The sequence below is a fragment of the Marisediminicola sp. LYQ134 genome, from assembly GCF_046599635.1.
Classification (GTDB): Bacteria; Actinomycetota; Actinomycetes; order Actinomycetales; family Microbacteriaceae; genus Marisediminicola.
This window is the reverse complement of sequence record NZ_JBKIWP010000001.1, coordinates 796,222-816,929: the sequence shown is the minus strand read 5'-3', so window position 1 is coordinate 816,929 and position 20,708 is coordinate 796,222. Positions and strand designations below refer to the sequence as shown.

19 protein-coding genes are annotated in these 20,708 nt (G+C 69.2%); all 19 read right to left on the bottom strand.

Annotated features, from left to right (window positions below; genetic code table 11):
- Position 1 precedes the first annotated feature (1 nt).
- On the bottom strand, positions 2-3,304 hold the full coding sequence (gene carB, locus ACLHIH_RS04000) for a carbamoyl-phosphate synthase large subunit (protein WP_411315409.1): 3,303 nt from the start codon (positions 3,302-3,304) through the stop codon (positions 2-4).
- Entirely contained in the window at positions 3,304-4,452 is a 1,149-nt protein-coding gene (carA, locus tag ACLHIH_RS03995; RefSeq protein ID WP_411315408.1) for a glutamine-hydrolyzing carbamoyl-phosphate synthase small subunit, read from the bottom strand. The genes carB and carA overlap by 1 nt, the downstream gene beginning before the upstream one ends.
- A complete protein-coding gene (locus ACLHIH_RS03990) occupies positions 4,449-4,967 on the bottom strand; it encodes a hypothetical protein (protein ID WP_411315407.1) in 519 nt (172 codons plus the stop codon). The genes carA and ACLHIH_RS03990 overlap by 4 nt, the downstream gene beginning before the upstream one ends.
- Positions 4,960-6,297: a dihydroorotase gene (locus ACLHIH_RS03985; RefSeq protein ID WP_411315406.1), complete on the bottom strand. Its 1,338-nt coding sequence runs from the start codon at positions 6,295-6,297 to the stop codon at positions 4,960-4,962. The genes ACLHIH_RS03990 and ACLHIH_RS03985 overlap by 8 nt, the downstream gene beginning before the upstream one ends.
- Positions 6,294-7,247 (bottom strand): aspartate carbamoyltransferase catalytic subunit, encoded by a 954-nt coding sequence (locus tag ACLHIH_RS03980; protein WP_411315405.1) that lies wholly within the window; start codon positions 7,245-7,247, stop codon positions 6,294-6,296. Before ACLHIH_RS03980 ends, ACLHIH_RS03985 begins: the two co-directional genes overlap by 4 nt.
- 19 nt (positions 7,248-7,266) lie before the next feature.
- Positions 7,267-7,809: a bifunctional pyr operon transcriptional regulator/uracil phosphoribosyltransferase PyrR gene (gene pyrR, locus ACLHIH_RS03975; protein WP_411315404.1), complete on the bottom strand. Its 543-nt coding sequence runs from the start codon at positions 7,807-7,809 to the stop codon at positions 7,267-7,269.
- A gap of 154 nt (positions 7,810-7,963) precedes the next feature.
- Complete coding sequence (locus tag ACLHIH_RS03970; protein ID WP_411316306.1) at positions 7,964-8,803, bottom strand: ABC transporter permease; 840 nt, start codon at positions 8,801-8,803, stop codon at positions 7,964-7,966.
- A 92-nt stretch (positions 8,804-8,895) separates the two neighbouring features.
- Complete coding sequence (locus ACLHIH_RS03965; protein WP_411315403.1) at positions 8,896-9,933, bottom strand: aliphatic sulfonate ABC transporter substrate-binding protein; 1,038 nt, start codon at positions 9,931-9,933, stop codon at positions 8,896-8,898.
- Positions 9,930-10,799: an ABC transporter ATP-binding protein gene (locus tag ACLHIH_RS03960; RefSeq protein ID WP_411315402.1), complete on the bottom strand. Its 870-nt coding sequence runs from the start codon at positions 10,797-10,799 to the stop codon at positions 9,930-9,932. Before ACLHIH_RS03960 ends, ACLHIH_RS03965 begins: the two co-directional genes overlap by 4 nt.
- Positions 10,800-10,898: 99 nt before the next feature.
- Positions 10,899-11,318: a transcription antitermination factor NusB gene (nusB, locus tag ACLHIH_RS03955; RefSeq protein WP_411315401.1), complete on the bottom strand. Its 420-nt coding sequence runs from the start codon at positions 11,316-11,318 to the stop codon at positions 10,899-10,901.
- On the bottom strand, positions 11,318-11,881 hold the full coding sequence (gene efp, locus ACLHIH_RS03950; protein ID WP_411315400.1) for an elongation factor P: 564 nt from the start codon (positions 11,879-11,881) through the stop codon (positions 11,318-11,320). The genes nusB and efp overlap by 1 nt, the downstream gene beginning before the upstream one ends.
- Before the next feature lie 83 nt (positions 11,882-11,964).
- On the bottom strand, positions 11,965-12,399 hold the full coding sequence (locus ACLHIH_RS03945; protein WP_411315399.1) for a type II 3-dehydroquinate dehydratase: 435 nt from the start codon (positions 12,397-12,399) through the stop codon (positions 11,965-11,967).
- A gap of 21 nt (positions 12,400-12,420) precedes the next feature.
- Entirely contained in the window at positions 12,421-13,497 is a 1,077-nt protein-coding gene (gene aroB, locus ACLHIH_RS03940; RefSeq protein WP_411315398.1) for a 3-dehydroquinate synthase, read from the bottom strand.
- Complete coding sequence (locus ACLHIH_RS03935; RefSeq protein WP_411315397.1) at positions 13,494-14,048, bottom strand: shikimate kinase; 555 nt, start codon at positions 14,046-14,048, stop codon at positions 13,494-13,496. The genes aroB and ACLHIH_RS03935 overlap by 4 nt, the downstream gene beginning before the upstream one ends.
- Positions 14,045-15,268 (bottom strand): chorismate synthase, encoded by a 1,224-nt coding sequence (gene aroC / locus ACLHIH_RS03930; protein ID WP_411315396.1) that lies wholly within the window; start codon positions 15,266-15,268, stop codon positions 14,045-14,047. Before aroC ends, ACLHIH_RS03935 begins: the two co-directional genes overlap by 4 nt.
- A gap of 36 nt (positions 15,269-15,304) precedes the next feature.
- Positions 15,305-16,126, bottom strand: a complete 822-nt coding sequence (locus ACLHIH_RS03925) for a shikimate dehydrogenase (RefSeq protein ID WP_411315395.1) — start codon at positions 16,124-16,126, stop codon at positions 15,305-15,307.
- Between the two features lie 34 nt (positions 16,127-16,160).
- Positions 16,161-17,513 carry an endolytic transglycosylase MltG gene (mltG, locus tag ACLHIH_RS03920; RefSeq protein ID WP_411315394.1) on the bottom strand — a complete coding sequence of 451 codons (1,353 nt, stop codon included), beginning with the start codon at positions 17,511-17,513 and terminating at the stop codon, positions 16,161-16,163.
- A 3-nt stretch (positions 17,514-17,516) separates the two neighbouring features.
- Positions 17,517-17,981, bottom strand: a complete 465-nt coding sequence (gene ruvX / locus ACLHIH_RS03915) for a Holliday junction resolvase RuvX (protein ID WP_411315393.1) — start codon at positions 17,979-17,981, stop codon at positions 17,517-17,519.
- 3 nt (positions 17,982-17,984) lie between these two features.
- Positions 17,985-20,645 carry an alanine--tRNA ligase gene (alaS, locus tag ACLHIH_RS03910; protein ID WP_411315392.1) on the bottom strand — a complete coding sequence of 887 codons (2,661 nt, stop codon included), beginning with the start codon at positions 20,643-20,645 and terminating at the stop codon, positions 17,985-17,987.
- Positions 20,646-20,708 lie beyond the last annotated feature (63 nt).

Here is a 20,708-nt window from a genome sequence, read left to right as displayed (position 1 = left end):
GTCACAGGCTCGCCGCCCGGCGCTCGGCGTACTCCTGCAGCGACGTCACCTCGAAGCCCTGCTGGATGGCTTCGAACGACGCGACCGCCGCGCTCAACTGCGCGATCGTCGTGAAGAGGGGCTTGTCCGCGGCGACGGCGGCGGCACGGATCTCGTATCCGTCGGCGCGAGCGCTGCGTCCGCTCGGCGTGTTGATGACGACATCCACGCGCTCCTCGTTGATGAGCTCGACGATCGAGGGTCCCGAGGCGTCGTGCGACTCGCCGTCATCGGTGCTGCCGTACTTGCGCACGACCGTCGCGCGGATGCCGTTGCGGCCGAGGATCTCGGCGGTACCGAGAGTCGCGAGGATCTCGAACCCGAGCTGCTGCAAGCGCAGCACGGGCAGGATGATCGCGCGCTTGTCACGATCGGCGACCGAGACGAACACGGCGCCGCTCGACGGCAGGCCCCCGTATGCCGCCTCCTGGCTCTTCGCGAACGCCTTCGGAAAGTTCGAGTCGATGCCCATGACCTCGCCGGTCGAGCGCATCTCCGGTCCAAGCACGGAGTCGACGATCTGGCCGTCTTTCGTGCGGAACCTCTTGAAGGGCAGCACGGCCTCCTTGACCGCGACGGGCGAGTCGAGCGGCACGTGCGCGCCGTCGACCGCCGGGAGCAGTCCGCTCGCGACGAGGTCGCGGATGCTCTCGCCGACCATGATGCGCGCGGCCGCCTTCGCGAGCGGGATCCCGAGCGCCTTCGACACGAAGGGCACCGTGCGCGAGGCGCGCGGGTTGGCCTCGAGCACGTAGAGCACGCCGGCACCGATCGCGAACTGCACGTTGAGCAGACCGCGCACGCCGATGCCGCGGGCGATCGCGAGCGTCGCCTCCTGCACCCGGGCGATCTGGTCGCGACCGAGGGTCACGGGAGGAAGGGTGCAGCTCGAGTCGCCCGAGTGGATGCCCGCCTCCTCGATGTGCTCCATCACTCCGCCGACGTAGAGTTCTTCGCCGTCGAACAGGGCGTCGATGTCGATCTCCACCGCGTCGTCGAGGAACCGGTCGACGAGGAGAGGGTGGGACGCGTCGATGATCCCCTGATCGGCCACGCGGTCGAAGTAGTCCTCGAGCGAGGGGGTGTCGTAGACGATCTCCATACCGCGACCGCCGAGCACGAACGACGGACGCACGAGCACGGGGTACCCGATCTCCTCGGCGATCGTGACCGCACCGTCGACCTCGATGGCCGTGCCGTTGCGCGGAGCGACGAGCCCCGCGGCGTCGAGGATGCCCGAGAACAGCCCGCGCTCCTCGGCGAGGTCGATCGCCGCGGGGCTCGTGCCGAGGATCGGGATGCCCTCGGCCTCGAGTCCCTTCGCGAGACCGAGTGCCGTCTGGCCGCCCAATTGCACGACGACACCGACGAGCTCACCGCTCCGGCTCTCGGCGTGGATGATCTCGAGCACGTCTTCGAGCGTGAGCGGCTCGAAGTAGAGACGATCGGAGGTGTCGTAGTCGGTCGACACGGTCTCGGGGTTGCAGTTGATCATGATCGTCTCGAAGCCCGCCTCCGCGAGAGTGAACGACGCGTGCACGCACGAGTAATCGAATTCGATGCCCTGACCGATGCGGTTCGGGCCCGAACCGAGGATGACGACCTTGCGGCGGTCGCTCGGCGCGACCTCGGTCTCCTGCTCGTAGCTCGAGTAGTGGTACGGCGTGAGCGCGGGGAACTCCCCCGCACACGTGTCGACCGTTTTGAAGACGGGGCGCACTCCGGCGGTCCACCGCGCGTTGCGCACCGCAGCCTCGGGGATGCCGCGCAACTGCCCGATCTGGGTGTCGCTGAAGCCGTGCTCCTTCGCGAGCCTGAGGGTGTTCTCGTCGAGCTCCTCCGCCGTGCGCACGGTCTCGGCGACCTCGTTGATGAGCACGATCTGGTCGATGAACCACGGGTCGATGCCGGTGGCCTCGTGCACGTCGGCGATCGACGCTCCCGATCGGAGTGCCTGCTGCACGGTGACGATGCGACCGTCGGTCGGAACCGCGGCGACCGCGAGCAGCTCCTCGGTCGAGCGCGACTCCTCACCCCAGTGGAAGCTCGACCCGCGCTTCTCGAGCGAGCGGAGCGCCTTCTGCAGAGCGGTCGAATAGTTGCGCGCGATCGCCATCGCCTCGCCGACCGACTTCATGGTCGTCGTGAGGGTCGGGTCGGCGGCCGGGAACTTCTCGAACGCGAACCGGGGCACCTTGACGACGACGTAGTCGAGGGTCGGCTCGAAGCTCGCGGGGGTGACCTTGGTGATGTCGTTGGGGATCTCATCGAGGCGGTAGCCGATCGCGAGCTTCGCCGCGATCTTCGCGATCGGGAAGCCCGTGGCTTTCGACGCGAGGGCGCTCGAGCGCGAGACGCGGGGGTTCATCTCGATGACGATGATGCGGCCGTCTTTCGGATCGACGGCGAACTGGATGTTGCATCCGCCCGTGTCGACGCCGACGGCGCGGATGATGTCGATCGAGATGTCGCGGAGCTTCTGGTATTCGCGGTCGGTGAGGGTGAGAGCGGGTGCCACCGTGATGGAGTCACCCGTGTGCACTCCGACGGGGTCGACGTTCTCGATCGAACACACGACGACGGTGTTGTCCGCCGTGTCGCGCATGAGCTCGAGCTCATACTCCTTCCACCCGAGGATCGACTCCTCGAGCAGCACCTCGGTCGTCGGGCTCTGGTGCAGACCGTCGGTGACCATGCGCACGAGCTCCTCGCGCGTGTAGGCGAAGCCCGAGCCGAGCCCGCCCATGGTGAACGAGGGGCGGATCACGAGGGGGTAGCCGAGCTCCTCGGCGAAACCGACGGCGTCGTCGACGGTCGTCGCGATGAACGACTTCGCGACGTCGGCGCCGCACGCGACGACGAGCTCCTTGAAGATCTGACGGTCCTCGCCCTTCTGGATCGCCTCGAAGTTCGCGCCGATGAGCTCGACGTCGTACTTCTCGAGGATGCCGTGCTCGTGGAGCTGGATCGCCGCGTTGAGGGCGGTCTGGCCTCCGAGGGTCGGGAGCACCGCATCCGGTCGCTCCTTGGCGATGATCGTCTCGATGACCTCCCACGTGATCGGCTCGACGTAGGTCGCGTCGGCGAAGCCGGGGTCGGTCATGATCGTCGCGGGGTTCGAGTTGATGAGGATGACCCTCACCCCCTCCTCGCGCAACACGCGGCACGCCTGGGTGCCGGAGTAGTCGAACTCGGCGGCCTGGCCGATGACGATCGGGCCCGACCCGATCACGAGCACACTGCGGATGTCGTCGCGTTTGGGCATCAGTTGGCGTCCTTCTTCGTCTTGCTGGCCACGACCATGTCGCGGAACCGGTCGAACAGGTAGTTGGCATCGTGCGGCCCTGCGGCCGCCTCGGGGTGGTACTGCACCGAGAACGCGGGGATGTCGAGGGCGTTGAGTCCCTCCACGACGTTGTCGTTGAGGTTGACGTGGCTCACCTCGACGCGGCCGAATCCCGCGGGAGAGGGTGTCGGCTCGCCGACGGGGGCGTCGACGGCGAAGCCGTGGTTGTGCGAGGTGATCTCGACACGACCCGTGACGGTGTCGATGACGGGCTGGTTGATGCCGCGGTGGCCGAACGGGAGCTTGTAGGTGTCGAATCCGAGGGCGCGACCGAACAGCTGGTTGCCGAAACAGATTCCGAAGAACGGGAGACCCTCGCGCAGCACAGCCTGGAGCAGCTCGACGTGGGCGTCGCTCGCGGCCGGGTCACCCGGGCCGTTCGAGTAGAAGACGGCGTCGGGCTGCAGCTCGAGCACGCGCTCGCGAGTGACCGACTGCGGGAGTACGTGCACGTCGAAACCGCGCGCCGACAGGTAGCCGAGCGTCGAGTCCTTGACTCCGAGGTCGAGCACGGCGACGGACCCGAGCCTCTCCCCCTCGGCCTCGATCGTGTACTCCTCGTCGACCGACACGGATGCCGAGAGATTGAGCCCCGTCATGTCGTCGCCCGAGGCGACGATGCGGGACTGCTCGTCGGGGTCGATCGCGAAAGCGTCGCCCGAGAAGATGCCCGCGCGCATCGAACCGACATCGCGCAACCGGCGCGTGAGGGCGCGGGTGTCGACGCCGCTGATGCCGACGATGCCGTCGGCGACGAGCTGATCGTCGAGGCTGCCGCGCGAGCGGAAGTTCGAGACGACGCGCGAGGGGTCGCGAGCCACGAAGCCGTTGACCCAGATGCGGCGCGACTCGGTGTCCTCGTCGTTGACGCCCGTATTGCCGATGTGGGGCGCGGTCATGACCACGATCTGGCCGGCGTAGCTCGGGTCGGTGAGGGTCTCCTGGTAGCCCGTCATCCCCGTCGCGAAGACCGCTTCGCCGAGGGTCGTGCCGCGAGCACCCCACGCGCGTCCAGTGAATCGGGTGCCGTCTTCGAGCACGAGCACGGCCGGATCGGTCGTCGTCACTTCTCCTCGTTCCTGGCGCCCTCGGGCGCCGACATGATGGTCTTGATGGTGTCGATGAGTTCGGTGGGGTCGTCGGGGTCGGCGACCCGCAGGAAGCTGTCGACCGCGGTGTCGCCGAGCGTCCAGCTCACGCGCACGAGACCGCCGCGTTCGACGACGCGGTCGATCGTCCACGTCGACCTGCCGACCGCCGAGATGTCGGCGGCGGGGAGGAACGCCGCGTTCTCGCCCGGGATGGCGAGCACCACTCCCGCGTCGGTGACGGTCACGCGCGCGCGAGCGCGGAAACCGAGCCCCCGCACGGCGATGCGGTCGAGGGGTGAATCGCTCACCGTCGTCGCGACGTAGAACACCTCGAGCGACAGCAGCTCGGCTCCGGGATCGGCGGGAACGGATGCGGGCTGCGGGAGGGTCGCCTGCCGACGCTGCCTCGCGCGCCACCCGAGCACCATGAGACCGAGCAGCACCACGAGCAGCACGATCACGGCGACGGCGGGGGTGACGCGATCATCCATTCGTCGACCTCGCCGCTCTCGCGGCCGAAGCCACGGTCTCGGCATCGACGAGAGCGCCGTCGACGACCGTCGGGTAGCCGGAGCGGAACGTGTGCACGACCCGGCCGGGGAGCTCGGTGCCGAGGAACGGCGAATTGGTTCCCTTGCCGCGGAGGTCGTCGAGCCCGAGGGTGCGCGAGGCGACCGGATCGACGAGGGCGATGTTCGCGGGCGCACCCACAGCGATGCCGTCGGCGTATCCCGCGACGCGGCCGATCTCGGCCGGCACGCGCGAGAGCACGCGCGAGACGTCGCTCCACGAGAGCAGACCGGTGTCGACCATCGTCGACTGCACGACCGAGAGTGCGGTCTCGAGCCCGACCATGCCCATCGAGGCGGCACCCCACTCGCACTCCTTCGACTCGGTCGGGTGCGGAGCGTGGTCGGTCGCGACGATGTCGATGGTGCCGTCGGCGAGCCCGGCGCGCAGCGCCTCGACGTCTTCGGCGCGGCGCAGCGGCGGGTTGACCTTGAAGCGCGCGTCGTAGCTGCGCACGAGCTCATCGGTGAGCAGGAGGTGGTGGGGAGTGACCTCGGCGGTCACCCGGATGCCGCGCGCCTTCGCCCAGCGCACGACCTCGACCGAGCCCGCCGTCGACACGTGGCACACGTGGAGGCGCGCACCGACGTGGTGGGCGAGCAAAACGTCACGCGCGATGATCGCCTCCTCGGCGACCGCCGGCCAGCCGGCGAGACCGAGCTCGCCGCTCACGACACCCTCGTTCATCTGCGCGCCCTCGGTGAGCCGCGGCTCTTGAGCGTGCTGGGCGACGACGCCCCCGAACGTCGAGACGTATTCGAGGGCCCGACGCATGAGCAGAGCGTCGGAGACGCACTTGCCGTCGTCGCTGAAGACGCTCACCCGCGCGCGGCTCTCGGCCATCGCCCCGATCTCCGCGAGCTCCCGCCCCAGAAGACCGACCGTCACCGCGCCGACCGGCCGCACCGTGACGTAGCCGGCGGCGTCACCGAGAGAACGCACTTGCTCGACGACCCCCGCGGTGTCGGCGACGGGTGCGGTGTTCGCCATCGCGTGCACCGCGGTGAAACCGCCCGCGGCGGCCGCGCGCGAACCCGAGAGCACCGTCTCGCTCTGCTCGAAACCCGGTTCGCGCAAGTGGGTGTGCAGGTCGACGAGTCCCGGGAGTGCCACGAGCCCGTCGGCGTCCACGACGGTCGCCGCGGCATCCGTGAGACCCGACCCCATCTCGGCGACGACCCCGTCGCGGATGAGGATGTCGACGCGAGACCCGTCGTCGAGGGTCGCCGCCCTCAGAACACAACTCGTCATGACAGTCCTTCCCGTTCACCTGCGAGCACGAGATAGAGCACAGCCATCCGCACCGAGACACCGTTGGTCACCTGGTCGAGCACCGTCGATCGCGCGGAATCCGCTGCGCGAGACGAGATCTCCAGACCGCGATTCATCGGGCCGGGGTGCATCACCATGCTATCGGCCGGCAGTCTGTCGAATCGCACGTCGTCGAGGCCCCAGCGCCTCGCATACTCGTGCTCGTTCGGGAAGAACGCGCCCGACATCCGCTCCGACTGGATGCGCAGCATCATGACGACGTCGGGGCCCGCATCGACCGCGGCGTCGAGGTCGGAGCCGACCGTCACGGGCCAGCTCGACACACCCACGGGCGTGAGGGTCGCGGGCGCGACGAGGTGCACGTGGGCGCCGAGGGTCGAGAGCAACCACGCGTTCGAGCGCGCGACCCTCGAGTGCAGGATGTCTCCGACGATCGTCACGCTCACCCCGTCGAGATCGCGCCCGCGCGAGCCCGCCCCGTGCAGGCGTCGGCGGATCGTGAAAGCGTCGAGCAGGCCCTGCGTCGGGTGCTCGTGGGTGCCGTCACCCGCGTTGACGATGCCGGCCTCGATCCACGAGCTGTCGGCGAGCACGTGGGGTGCTCCCGACGACGGGTGCCGGATGACGACGGCGTCGGCACCGATCGCCGCGAGGGTCTGCGCGGTGTCTTTGAGGCTCTCGCCCTTCGACACGCTCGACCCCTTGGCGCTGAAGTTGATGACGTCGGCGCTCAAGCGTTTCGCGGCCGCCTCGAACGAGATGCGCGTGCGCGTCGAGTCCTCGAAGAACAGGTTGACCACGGTGCGGCCGCGCAGGGTCGGCAGTTTGGGCACCTCGCGCGAGCGGACATCCGCCATGTCCTCGGCGATGTCGAGGATGCGGATGGCGGTCTCGCGGTCGAGGTCGCGTGTGCTGAGCAGGTGCTTCATCGGATGCTCCCGTCGAACGTCATGACTCGATGCTCACGAACTCGTCGCCGTCGACCTCGGCGAGTCGCACGAAGATGCGCTCGTCGCGAGCGGACGGGAGGTTCTTTCCCACGAAGTCCGGGCGGATGGGCAACTCGCGGTGCCCGCGGTCGACGAGCACCGCGAGGCGCACGGCGCGCGGCCTGCCGAGGTCGCTCAGGGCGTCGAGGGCGGCGCGGATGGTGCGCCCCGAGTAGAGCACGTCGTCGACGAGCACGACGGTCGCGCCGTCGATGCCGCCGGGAGGGAGGTCGGTCGGCGCCGGGGTGCGCACGGGGCCCTTCGCGAGGTCGTCGCGGTACATCGTCACGTCGAGGGCGCCGAGGGGAACGGGCGCACCGAGGATGCGGGAGACCTCGCGCGCGATGCGCTGGGCGAGCACGACCCCGCGGGTCGGGATGCCGAGGATGACGAGGCGGTCGTTGCCGTCGGCGATGCCGGGAACGGATTCCACGATCTCGTGGGAGATGCGCGTGAGCGCACGGGCGATGTCAGCTTGCTGGAGCACGGTTCTGCCGGGCAATCTGACCTCCTTCCTCGCCTCGCAGGACGAAAATTAAAGGATGTCGAACCCCTGAACTATACCCCGCCCCCACTCGACACAATTTCCGCGAGCGTGCGCCGGATCTGGCGCACGCTCGCGGAAATTGTGTTCTGTGGGGCGGGGTTTGAGGGGGCTAGGTGAAGCGGCGCAGCAAGTACCTCTCGACGAGGCCGATGAGCGCGTCTGTCGCCTTGCCGAGCACGGCGAGGAGGATGATCGCGAGGAAGATGCGATCGAGTCTGCCGTTGTTCTGGGAGTCGGCGAGCAGGAACCCGAGCCCCATCGACGATGCGATGAGTTCCGCCGCGACGAGGAACAGCCAGGATTGCGCGAGCGCGAGGCGCAGGCCCGACACGACCGTGGGGATGACGGCCGGCAGTTGAACGCGCGCGAGGAGCGCGACGCGGCCGAGACCGTATGCACGCCCGACCTCGACGATGTGCGGGTCGACGTGGCGGAGAGCGCCCGCGACGGTCGTGTAGACGGGAAAGAGCGCCCCGATCGCGATGAGGGCGACCTTGGAGTCCTCGTTGATGCCGATGTAGAGGATGAGCAACGGAACCCACGCGAGCGAGGGCACGGCCCGGAACCCGCCGATGGTCGGCGCGAGCAACACGCTCGCCCAGCGGGAGAGACCGACGATCGAGCCGAGCACGAGGCCCGCGACCGATCCGACGATGAACCCGAGGAGCACGCGCTGCGTCGAGATCGCGACGTACTGGCCGAGCAGCCCCTGCTGGGCGAGGTCGATGCCCGCAAGCCACACGTCGGGCGGTGACGGCAGGCGAAAGGAGGGGACGATGCCGGATGCCGACACCGCCCACCAGAGGCCGAGCAGCGCGAGCGGAAGCACTCCGCCGAGGAGGGCGAGGGAGGCCCCTCTCGATCGTGACTCCCCCGCCCTCGGTCGGCGGCGACCCGTCGCAGTACCGGCGGCCGAATAACCCAGGGCAGAGCTGTACTGCAGGAGCAACCCCGGCTCGGACCCGCGACCGGCCGACCGCTCGTGACCGTCGGACTCGACGCGGTCGCCTCGCGTCGACACTCCCGCGCCTCCCCCGCCGGTCACAGGGAGCCCGGGTCGGCGCTCTCGGCGAAGGTCGGCTCGAAGAGCGCGTCGAGCGCGTCGTCGATGAGGCCCTGGCTGGCGACATCCCCGGAGTCGACGAAGATCGGGCCGACGATCTCGAGAACGTCGCGCTGAGCATCTCCCGGCACGGGGTCGATGTCGAGAGCGGTGCGGTCGACGAGGGTCGTCGTCGCGATGTCGATGTCGATCCCTGCCACCTCGGCGAGGATCGCCGCGGTGTCGTCGGGGTTGTCGATGGCCCACTGACGGGCTTTCTCGTAGGCGTCGACGACGAGCTGGGCGAGGTCGGGGTGATCGGTCACGAACTCCTCGGTCGCGTTGAGGAAGCCGTAGCTGTTGAAGTCGATGTTGTCGTAGATGATCTCCGACCCGGCGCTCTCCACGCTCGTCGTGAGCAGAGGGTCGAGCCCCGACCACGCGTCGACGCTGCCCGACTCGAGCGCGCTCTTGCCGTCGGCATGCTGGAGGTTCTGCACGTCGACGTCGTCGAGGCTCAGGCCCGCTTCTTCGAGCGACTGCAGGAGGAAGAAGTAGGGGTCGGTGCCTTTCGTCGCGGCGATCGACCGGCCGGCGAGGTCACTCACCTCGGTGATGTCCGATCCTTCGGGCACGACGAGGGCCGACCAGTTGGGCTGCGAGTAGATGTCGATCGTCTGGATGGGCGAGCCGTTCGACTTCGCGAGCAGGGCCGCGGACCCCGCGGTCGATCCGACATCCACGGCTCCGGCGCGCAGCGCCTCGTTGGCCTTGTTCGACCCGGCGGATTGCACCCACGTGACCTCGACGTCGTCGCCGAGCGCGTCTTCGAGCCACCCCTCCTCGCGGATGATGAGGCTCAGCGGGTTGTAGGTCGCGAAGTCGAGGGTGAGGGTGTCGCTCGACCATCCCTCGCTTTCCGCCGCGGAGGCCGGTCGGTCGGTCGCCGACCCCTCCCCGGCGACACACCCGCTCAGAGCGAGTGCACCGACGGCGGCAGTGGCGGTGGCGAGCAGGAGGCGGGAGCGGTGCGTCATCGGAGGTCCTCTGTCGGTTGCGGCTGTGGCTGGGTGGGGATCGTGGCGCCGTGGTGGCGGTGGCTCTCGACGCCGAGCCCCTCGAGCAGTTCACCGCGCAGGGCGGCGAGTTCGGCGTCCGCTCGATCGCGGGGGCGAGCGCCGGGAACGGTCAGGACGCGGCGGATGCTCGCACCTCTCCCGGTTCCGTCGTCGCCGAGCAGCACGACCCGGTCGGCGAGGTAGAGCGCTTCGTCGACGTCGTGCGTCACGAGGAGGATCGTCGCGCGCTCGACCGAGTGCACGTCGAGCAGGAGGTCTTGCATCTTGAGTCTCGTGAGCGCGTCAAGGGCGCCGAAGGGCTCATCGAGAACGAGCACTCCGGGGTTGCGCGCGAGGGCTCGGGCGAGCGAGGCGCGTTGCGCCATGCCGCCGGACACCTGGCGGGGGCGCAAGCGTGTGGCCGAGGTGAGGCCGACGAGGTCGAGGAGCTCGGTCACGCGCGCTGCGCCGTCGACCCGGTCGGATGTGCGCGGCAGACCGAGGGCGACGTTGCGCTCGATGGTGCGCCACGGAAGGAGTCGCGGCTCTTGGAAGGCGACGGCGCAGCGCTCGTCGATTCCGGCGACCGCGCGGCCCCCGATGGCGACGTCGCCGCTCGTCGGCGCGTCGAGTCCGCTCACGAGGCGCAGGAGCGTCGATTTGCCGCACCCGGAGGGGCCGATGAGGGCGACGATCTCCCCGGCCTCGATCTCGAGGTCGACGTCGTGCAGCACGGCGCGGTCGTCGACCGAGCGGTCGGTGCTCGAGAAAGTGCGGCCGACGCCGCGCACGCTCACCCCGAGTGCGGGGATGCGCTCGGAGACGGGGGTCGCGGGGAGGGACATGCAGCGAATGTAGCGGCGCCCTCGGGGGCTCCGACAATCACCGCGTAACGCGACGACACACTGCGGCACCGTCGTGCACCGCGCGACGGATGAGGAGCGTCAGACCGCTGTCGTCGGCGTGGAGATGCGCGCGAGCAGTCCGTTGACGAACTTGCCCGAGTCATCGGTGCTGAACTCGCGAGCCTGACCGACGGCCTCCGAGATCGCGACTCCCGCGGGGATCTCGTCGTTGAAGAGCAGTTCCCAGATGCCGATGCGGATGATCGCGCGATCGACGACGGGCATGCGTGCGAGGGTCCACCCTTGCGCATAGGTCTCGATGAGTTCATCGATCTCGTCGCCGTGCTCGACGACGCCGTTGACGATCTCGCGCGCGTAGTTCCACGACTCCGAGCGTTCCGGCTCGGTGAGGGCGCGAGCGGCAGCCTCGGCGAGGGCGTCGTTGATGCTCGTGCCGCGCACATCCGCGCCGTAGAGCACGTCGAGCGCGCGCTTGCGCGCTTTGGAGCGAGCGCTCACTAGTCGTTCACGCGGCCGAGGTAGCTGCCGTCTCGTGTGTCGACCTTGACCCGCACGCCCTGCTCGAGGAAGAGCGGAACCTGGATCTGCGCGCCGGTCTCCACGGTCGCGGGTTTGGTGCCGCCCGTCGAGCGGTCGCCCTGCAGACCGGGCTCGGTGTACGTGATCTCGAGAACGACGGATGCCGGCAGCTCGACGTAGAGCGGGTCACCGTTGTGCAGTGCGACCGTCGCGTTCTGGTTCTCGAGGAGGTAGTTCGCGGCGTCGCCGACGACGACCGACGAGAGGGTGATCTGGTCGTAGTCGCTCACATCCATGAAGACGAACCCGTCGCCGTCGCGGTAGAGGTACTGGAAGTCGCGACGGTCGACCGTCTCGGTCTCGATCTTCGCGCCCGCGTTGAAGGTGCGGTCGACGGTCTTGCCCGTCATGACGTTCTTGACCTTGGTGCGCACGAACGCGCCGCCCTTGCCCGGCTTGACGTGCTGGAACTCGATCACGGTCCAGAGCTGGCCGTCCATGTTGAGAACGACGCCGTTCTTGATGTCAGCGGTAGAGGCCATGGGATCGATGTTCCGTTTCGTGTGGTGTTCGGTGCAGAGGGTGAGCTTGGGGGCGCGACGGCGCCGGGGGTCGAGTTTACCGGCTATCCGAGCCGTGACCGAATGAGCTCGAGCGCGAGGCGGTAGGAGTCGAAGCCGAACCCGGCGATGACGCCCGTCGCGACTCCGGAGATGACGCTCGTGTGGCGGAACTCCTCCCGCGCGTGGGGGTTGGAGAGGTGCACCTCGACGAGCAGGAGCCCCGACGACGTGACGATCGCCGCGGCATCCCGCAGGGCGTAGGAGTAGTGCGTGAACGCCGCGGGGTTGAGCACGACGGGGGTGCGGGCGTCGACGGCGTCGTGGAGCCATCCGATGAGCTCGGACTCGGAGTTGGTCTGCCGCACGTCGACGTCGAGGCCGTCGATGTCTGCGAGTTCGGTCGCGAGGTCGTCGAGCGTGGCCGAACCGTAGACATCGGGCTCCCGCGTGCCGAGGCGGTTGAGGTTGGGGCCGTTGACGACGAGGACGCGGTTCACGGCTCCGAGCCTATCGGCCCGTCAGACACCGACCTCTTGGTAGGCGGCGAAGAGGAGGCTCTGATCGGGGCCCTGCAGCACGGTCGGCTTGGCGACGTCGTCGAGAACGATGAATCGCAGCATGCTCCCCCGCGCCTTCTTGTCTCGCTGCATCGCGCCGAGGAGGGTGTTCCACCGACCGATCGGGTAGTCGGTCGGCAACTGCAGCGAGGTGAGGATGCTGCGGTGCCGGTCGACGACCTCGTCGGAGAGTCGGCCCGTGAGCCTCGCGAGCTCGGCCGCGTAGACCATTCCGATGGCGACGGCCGCGCCGTGCCGCCACTGGAAACGTTCGGCGTACTCGACGGCGTGCCCGAGGGTGTGACCGTAGTTGAGCATCTCCCGCACACCGCGGTCGGTGAGGTCCTCCCCCACGACGCGCGCCTTGATCGCGACCGAGAGTTCGACAAGGCGGCGGAACTCGTCGGTCGTCGAGTCGGTCGCGCGGTCGACATTCGCCTCGATGATGTCGAGGATCTCGGGCTCGGCGATGAACCCGTACTTCACGACCTCTCCGAATCCGGCGAGGATCTCCATCTGACTGAGCCCCTGCAGAACGTCGAGATCGATGACGACACCGCGCGGCGGGTAGAAGGCGCCGACGAGGTTCTTGCCCTCGTTCGTGTTGATGCCCGTCTTGCCGCCGATCGCGGCGTCGACCATGCCGAGGAGCGTCGTCGGCACGGTGACGAGGGTGACGCCGCGCAACCACGTCGCCGCGACGAAACCCGCGAGGTCGGTGACCGCTCCCCCGCCGAAGCCGATCACGGCGTCGGTGCGCGTGAAGTCGGACTGCCCCATCACTTGCCAGCAGAACGCCGCGACCTCGACGCGCTTGCCCGCTTCGGCGTCGGGCACTTCGGCGAGGATGACCTCGAAGCGGTCGAGGAGGCTCTCGCGCAACGCCGTCGCTTTCGCGCCGAGGGTCGAGGGGTGCACGATGAGCACCTTCTCGACTCCCGCACCGAGTTGGTCGGCGACGGAGTCGAGGATTCCGCGGCCGATGAGCACGTCGTAGGGGGCCGAGCCGCCCACGGTGATCGTCGTCGTGTCGGTCATGGTGTGTCGTCCGTTCGTCGTGTCTCGTCGGCTCGTCGGGTGCGCACCCAGTCGGCGATCTCGTTCGCGATCGCGTCGACGGGGCGCGACGAGGTGTCCCACGAGCGCGAGGCGAGGCTCTCGTAGGTGGCGCGGCGGGCCTCGACGAGGTCGCGCCACGCGTCGACCCCCCCTTGCTTGAGCAGCGGGCGGTTGACGCCGATGCGGTTCGCCACGGCTTCGGCGCTCACCGTCATGAGCGCGACGGGCAGCCCCTCGAGATCGGCGCGCGTGCGCTCGTCGAGCACGGCCCCTCCGCCGAGCGAGACCACGGCGCTCTCGCGGAGCGCCTTCGCGACCTCGATCCTCTCGATCGCGCGGAAGTGCTCTTCGCCGCGCGCCGAGAAGATCCCCGCGATCGGGCCGTACCTCTGCACGATGCGCCGATCGGTGTCGATGAACGGCGAGCCGAGCACGCGCGCGATGCGCTTTCCGATGCGGGTCTTGCCCGCGCCCGGTGCGCCGATCACGACGAGCAGGGGGCGCCCGTCGGGCGTCGACGCGGCCGTCACGCTCGGGGGTCGGTTGCAGTCGGGTCGCTCGAGGGCGCGGTCGTGAGGGCGTCGGGGATCGAGGCGAGGTAGGCGTCGAGGTTGCGTCGGGTCTCGCCGAGCGAGTCCCCTCCGAACTTCTCGAGCATGGCGTCGGCGAGCACGAGGGCGACCATCGCCTCGGCGACGACACCCGAGGCCGGGACGGCGCACACATCCGACCTCTGGTGGTGCGCTTCGGCTGCGGCGCCCGTCGCGACGTCGACCGTGCGGAGGGCGTGCGGAACCGTGGCGATCGGTTTCATCCCCGCGTGCACGCGCAAGACCGTGCCCGTGCTCATGCCGCCCTCGGTGCCACCGGCGCGATCGGTGAGCCTCGTGATGCCGTCGGCGCCGTGCACGAGTTCGTCATGGGCCACCGATCCGCGGCGAGTGGTCGTGAGAAAGCCGTCGCCGACCTCGACACCCTTGATCGCCTGGATGCCCATGAGCGCGCCCGCGAGTCGCGAGTCGAGTCGGCGATCCCAGTGGGTGTACGACCCGAGTCCCGGCGGTAGGCCGTAGGCGAGAACCTCGACGATGCCTCCGAGGGTGTCGCCGTCGTCGTGCGCCCGGTCGACTTCGGCGACCATGAGGGCGGATGTCTCGGGGTGAGCGCAGCGCAGCGGGTCGGCGTCGAGCGCATCGACCTGCTCGGGCGTGGGGAGCGGGGCGCCGTCGGGCACGCGCACGGGCCCGATCGAGAGGGTGTGGCTCACGAGTTCGACGCCGAGTCCCCGCAGGAACGCCCGAGCGACGGCGCCGAGGGCGACCCGCGCTGCGGTCTCGCGGGCACTCGCGCGCTCGAGAACATTGCGCGCCTCGGGGAAGTCGTATTTCTGCATTCCGACGAGGTCGGCGTGGCCCGGGCGGGGTCGCGTGAGTGCGGCACCGCGTCCCTTGGGCAGGGTCTCGAGGTCGACGGGAGACGCGCTCATGACGTCGACCCAGCGCGGCCACTCGGTGTTGCCGATGCGGAGCGCGACGGGGCTCCCCATGGTCGCGCCGAATCGCACTCCACCGGAGATGTCGAGGGCGTCCTCCTCGAACTTCATGCGCGCGCCACGGCCGTAGCCGAGCTTGCGTCTCGCGAGGTCGGCGCGGATGTCGTCGAGGCTCACGGGCACTCCCGCGGGGAGCCCCTCGAGGATCGCCACGAGTTCGGGGCCGTGCGATTCTCCTGCGGTGAGCCAACGAAGCATAGAGAGAATCCTTTCACAGCCGGAGGTCGACCGAGCTCAGTGCGCGGCGTTCGCCGGCCCGTCGAGGTCCACGCTCGCGCGCATCGCGGCGAGAACGCTCGGCTCGTCGGTGACCGAGAGCGTCGGATCGCCCGAGACGAACACGCGCACTTGCCCGAGAGCCTGAGCGACGAGCATCTCGAGCCCCGAGATCACGGGTCGACCGGCGCGTGACCAGGTCGACGCGAGCGCGCTCGGCCACGGGTCGTAGGCGACGTCGAAGAGCGTCGACGATCGGATGTGCGCGTCCGCGACGGGCCACGGCAGGCTCGTGCCCCCGGGGAGCGTCGAGACCACGAGCGTCGGCTCTCCGGCGGGTGGGGTCGCGAGGTCGGTCACGGTCACGTCGAGACCGATCCGCTCGGCGATCACCGCGAGGGGCGCGGCCCTCTCGGGGGCCCGTGCCGCGACGACGACCCGCGCCGCGCCGAGCTCACCGAGAGCGACGATGAGCGACCCCGCGGTCGCGCCCGACCCGAGCACGAGCACGTCGGAGACGTCGGTCGAGCCCAGGGCCGACACGATGCCGAAGACGTCGGTGTTCATGCCGTGGATGCCGTTCTCGCCGAAGACCACGGTGTTCGCCGCGCCCGTGAGGGCGGCGACCTCGTCGAGGCTGTCGAGAACGGGCACGACGTCGCGCTTGAGTGGCATTGTGAGAGAGAGCCCGCGCCACGCCGGGGTCCTCGACGTCACGAATCCGGCGATGCCGCTCGCATCCATGTCGATGCGCTCGTACGACCAGTCGACTCCGAGCTCGCGGTAGGCGGCGAGCTGCAGGTCGGGAGACTTCGAGTGGGCGATCGGGTGTCCGAGCACGGCGAGTCTGTTCGAGAGCGCGCGCGGTCGGACCTCACGCACAGTTGGGGCTCTGCGTCTCCGCGCACCAGGCCTGCAGCTGGTTCACCGCGGTGTTGTGCTCGTCGAGCGTCGAGGTGAACACGGTCTCCCCCGTGTCGAGGTTGACGGTCACGAAGTAGACCCAGGGTCCGTCGACGGGGTCGATGGCCGCGTCGATCGCGAGGTCGCCCGGGGCGCCGATCGGCCCCACGGGGAGGCCCGTGATGACGTAGGTGTTGTACGGGTTGTCGTCGCCACGCTCGGCGTCCGAGGTGAAGACCGACTGGTCTTGACGCTCGCCGTAGGCGTCCGCGTATCCGTAGTGCGAGGTCGAGTCGAACTGCAGGGGCATGTCGACGTCGAGTCGATTCTGGATGACCCGCGACACCTTGTAGAAGTCGTCGGGGTTCGACCCCGCCTCCCGCTGGATGAGCGAGGCGATCGTGAGCACGCGGTGCCGGTCGTCCGGCGCGACGCTCGCGGCGTCGAGCGACTGGAACGTGCGGTCGACGAGAACAGTGATGATGTCGGTCGCCGTGAGACCGGGTTCGAAGGTGTAGGACGCCGGGAAGAGGTAGCCCTCGATGTTCGGCGCCTCGGCGCTGATGCCGTAGGCGGTCGGATCGGCGACGGCGGCCTCGAAGTCGGCGAGCGGGATGCCCGTCGACTCGGCGAGGGTCTCGAGGATCTGGTCGGTGCTGAGCCCCTCCTGGAAGAGGGCCTCGACGACGATGCGGTTGTCGGGGTCCTGAAGGGCCTCGAGGGCGGCGTCCGCGCTCATCTTGCTCTTGAGCGTGTAGCTCCCGATCTGGAACGAGATCGACGGGTCGGCGAGCAGCAGATCGTAGAAGGCGTCGTAGCTCATCGTGACGTCGGCGTCGGCGAGGGTCTGCGCGATATCCGATCCGACCTGACCCTCCGTGATGGCGACGACGACCTCGCCGGTCCCCTCACCGGTGTAGTCGTTGGGCTCCTCCCAGCCGAGCACTTCGCGCACCTGGGGCTCGAAGGCGAAGAACGCGGCCGTGGCGCCGAGGCCCGTCACGAGGAGCATGGCGAGCGGAATCCAGAGCCACGCGAGGCTGCGTCGTCGCGAGCGCGTCGGTGAGGCCAAGGTCGAGGTCGACGCTGTCGCCGACGAGTTGTCTCGTGCGCGCCGCTCGCGCGGTGCCCGGCGCGAGCGGGATGCCGTCGGCGGGGGTGTCACCTCGCCTCGCTTGAGCAGCGACTCCGAGCGCGGTGACCGCTTCGCCCGTCCCGCGTCCCCGGTGTCGACAGCGCCGGAGCCGGGGGCGCCCTCGGCGTTCGCGTCGGCGGGACCTGGCTGGGAGGAGAAGAGGTCGTCCCACTCGGGATCTCGGGGCACTAGTCACATTCCTTCGTCGGGGGTGACCACGGTGCCGGGAGCTCGTCCGCTGGACCGTTCGTGATCGAGGGCATGTTGCAGAATTATAACGGCGGCGACCTGGTCGACGATCGACCGCGAGTTCTTGGCCGTGCGTCCCGCCCCCCGCAGGGCCTGGTGCGCGGAGACCGTCGACAGCCTCTCGTCGACGAGGCGCACGTCGATCGCGGGTGCGGCGAGGGCGAGCGCGAGAGCGAAGGCGCGCGCGTCGGCGGTCGACGCGGTGTCGTTTCCACTCAGCGCGATCGGGAGACCCACGACGATCTCGGTCACCTCGAGCTCGGCCGCGTGCGCGAGGATCGTCGCGATGTCACCCGTGCCCCGCGCGACCGTCTCGACAGGGAGCGCGAGCATGCCGTGCAGGTCGCTGCGCGCGACGCCGATGCGGGTCGTGCCCACATCGACGCCGAGGCGCACTCCGGATCGCACGCGCTAGTTCTCGAGTCCCCGCGTGATGGCGGTGAGGGCCTGGGGGATGGCGGATGCATCCGACCCTCCGCCCTGGGCGAGATCGTCTTTGCCGCCTCCCCCGCCGCCGAGCACCTTGGCGGCGTCCTTCGCAAGCACACCGGCTCGCACTCCCCGAGCGCGCGAGGCGTCGTTGGTCGCGACGATGACGGCGGGCTTCCCCGCGACGACGCTCGCGAGAGCGACGACGGCCGGGTCGGTTCCGAGCCGTGAGCGCACCGATTGCACGAGACTGCGGAGGTCGTCTGTCGACGCGAGCTCCCCGACGTCGAGGGCGACGACGGTCAGCTCGCCCGCCCGGGTCGCCGATTCGACGATCGACGGCACCCGTTGCACGAGGGCGGCGGACTCGAACTCTGCGATCTTCTTCTCGGCCGACTTGAGACTCGCGATGAGTTCGGCGATGCGGTCGGGGAGCATCTCGCGCGGCGTCTTGAGGCTCGACGTCAGCTCGGAGACGATCGCGCGCTCGGCGGCGAGGTCGCGGAAGGCGTCGACCCCGACGAGAGACTCGATGCGACGATTGGACGATCCGACCGACGACTCGGAGACGAGGTTGACGAGTCCGACCTCGGCGCTGCGACCGACATGGGTTCCTCCGCACAGTTCGCGTGACCACGCGCCGCCGATCTCGACGACCCGCACGCGTTCACCGTACTTCTCACCGAAGAGTGCCATCGCGCCGAGCGCTTTCGCCTCGTCGAGCGACATGACGCGGGTCGTGACCTCGTAGTTCTGCCGCACGGCGTTGTTCGAGATCTCCTCGATCTCGCTCTTCGTCTCGGGGGAGAGCGCGCCGGTCCAGTTGAAGTCGAGGCGCAGGTAGCCCGCGCGGTTGTACGACCCCGACTGGTGGGCCTGGGATCCGAGGGTGTCGCGCAGCGCCGCGTGAACGAGGTGGGTCGCGGTATGCGCCCCCGTGGCGCCGCGGCGCCACTCCTGGTCGACGACGGATGTCGCGGCCGCACCGACGGCGACCTCCCCCGAGCGCACCTGCACCTTGTGACTGATGAGGCCCGCGACGGGTCGCTGCACGTCGAGCACCTCGAGGTCGAAGCCCGTTCCGACGATCGACCCCGCGTCGGCCTCCTGTCCACCGGACTCGGGGTACAGGGCCGTCTCGGTGAGGATGACCTCGGCGATGTCGCCGGCGACGGCGGAGTCGACCGAGGTGCCGTCGACGATGATGCCGAGCACGGTCGACTCGGCGGCGAGGTCGTCGTAGCCGCGGAACACGGTCTCGCCGCCGGCGCGGAAGGCGCTGTAGACCGAGAGGTCGGCGAGGAGCGTCTTCTTGGCCTTGGCGTCGGCCTTGGCCTTCGTGCGCTGCTCGAGCATGAGCGCGTCGAACGCCGACCTGTCGACCGTGAGGCCCGCTTCCTCGGCCATCTCGAGCGTCAGGTCGATCGGGAAGCCGAAGGTGTCATGGAGGAGGAACGCGGTGTCTCCCGCGAGCGTCGTCGCGCCGGCATCCGCGGTCTTCGCGACCGCGAGGTCGAGGATCGTCGTTCCGCTCGCGAGGGTGCGCAGGAAGGTCTCTTCCTCGGCGTAGGCGAGGCGGGAGATGCGGTCGTAGTCGGTCTCGACCTCGGGGTACGCCGCCTTCATGGCGTCGCGAGACGCGGGGAAGAGCTCGGTGAAGGTCGCGGTGTCGACCCCGAGCAAGCGCATCGCGCGCACGCTGCGTCGCAAGAGCCGACGGAGGATGTAACCCCGGCCCTCGTTCGACGGCGTCACGCCGTCGCTCATGAGCATGAGGGCGGAGCGCACGTGGTCGGCGACCACGCGCATGCGCACGTCGTCGTCGTGGTCGGCGCCGTAGCGTCGCCCCGAGAGGGCGGCAGCGCGGTCGAGCACGGGGCGCACCTGGTCGATCTCGTAGATGTTCTCGACACCCTGCTTGAGAAAGGCGACGCGCTCGAGGCCCATCCCCGTGTCGATGTTCTTGCTCGGGAGTTCGCCGAGGATCTCGAAGTCGTGCGCGCCGATCGAGGCGCCGCGCAACCACTGCATGAACACGAGGTTCCAGATCTCGATGTAGCGGTTGTCGTCGGCGGCGGGACCACCCTCGCGGCCGTACGCGGGCCCGCGGTCGAAGAACACCTCGGAGTCGGGACCGGCCGGCCCCCCGGGTGTCCCCATCGACCAGTAGTTGTCGGCCTTGCCCATCCGCTGGATGCGGTGCTCCGGAAGACCCGCGATCTCCCGCCAGTGGCGAGCCGCATCGTCGTCGTCCTCGTGCACGGTGACCCAGAGGTCCTTCTCGGCGAAGCCGAAGCCGCCGTCGGCCTCGGACGTCGTCAGGAGCTCCCACGCGTAGGAGATGGCCTGCTCCTTGAAGTAGTCGCCGAACGAGAAGTTGCCGTTCATCTGGAAGAACGTGCCGTGCCTCGTCGTCTTGCCGACCTCCTCGATGTCGAGGGTGCGGATGCACTTCTGCACACTCGTCGCGCGTGTGTACGGCGCGGGGACGAGCCCCGTGAGGTACGGCACGAAGGGCACCATGCCGGCGACGGTGAAGAGGAGGGTCGGATCGTCGCTCACGAGCGACGCCGACGGCACGACCGTGTGCTCGCGATCGGCGAAGTAGTCGAGCCAGCGGCGGCGGATGTCAGCGGTCTGCATGGTGTCCCGGAGTGAAAGGGGATCGCGACGGCGCGAACACGCCGGAGGATCGGATGAGTGGGG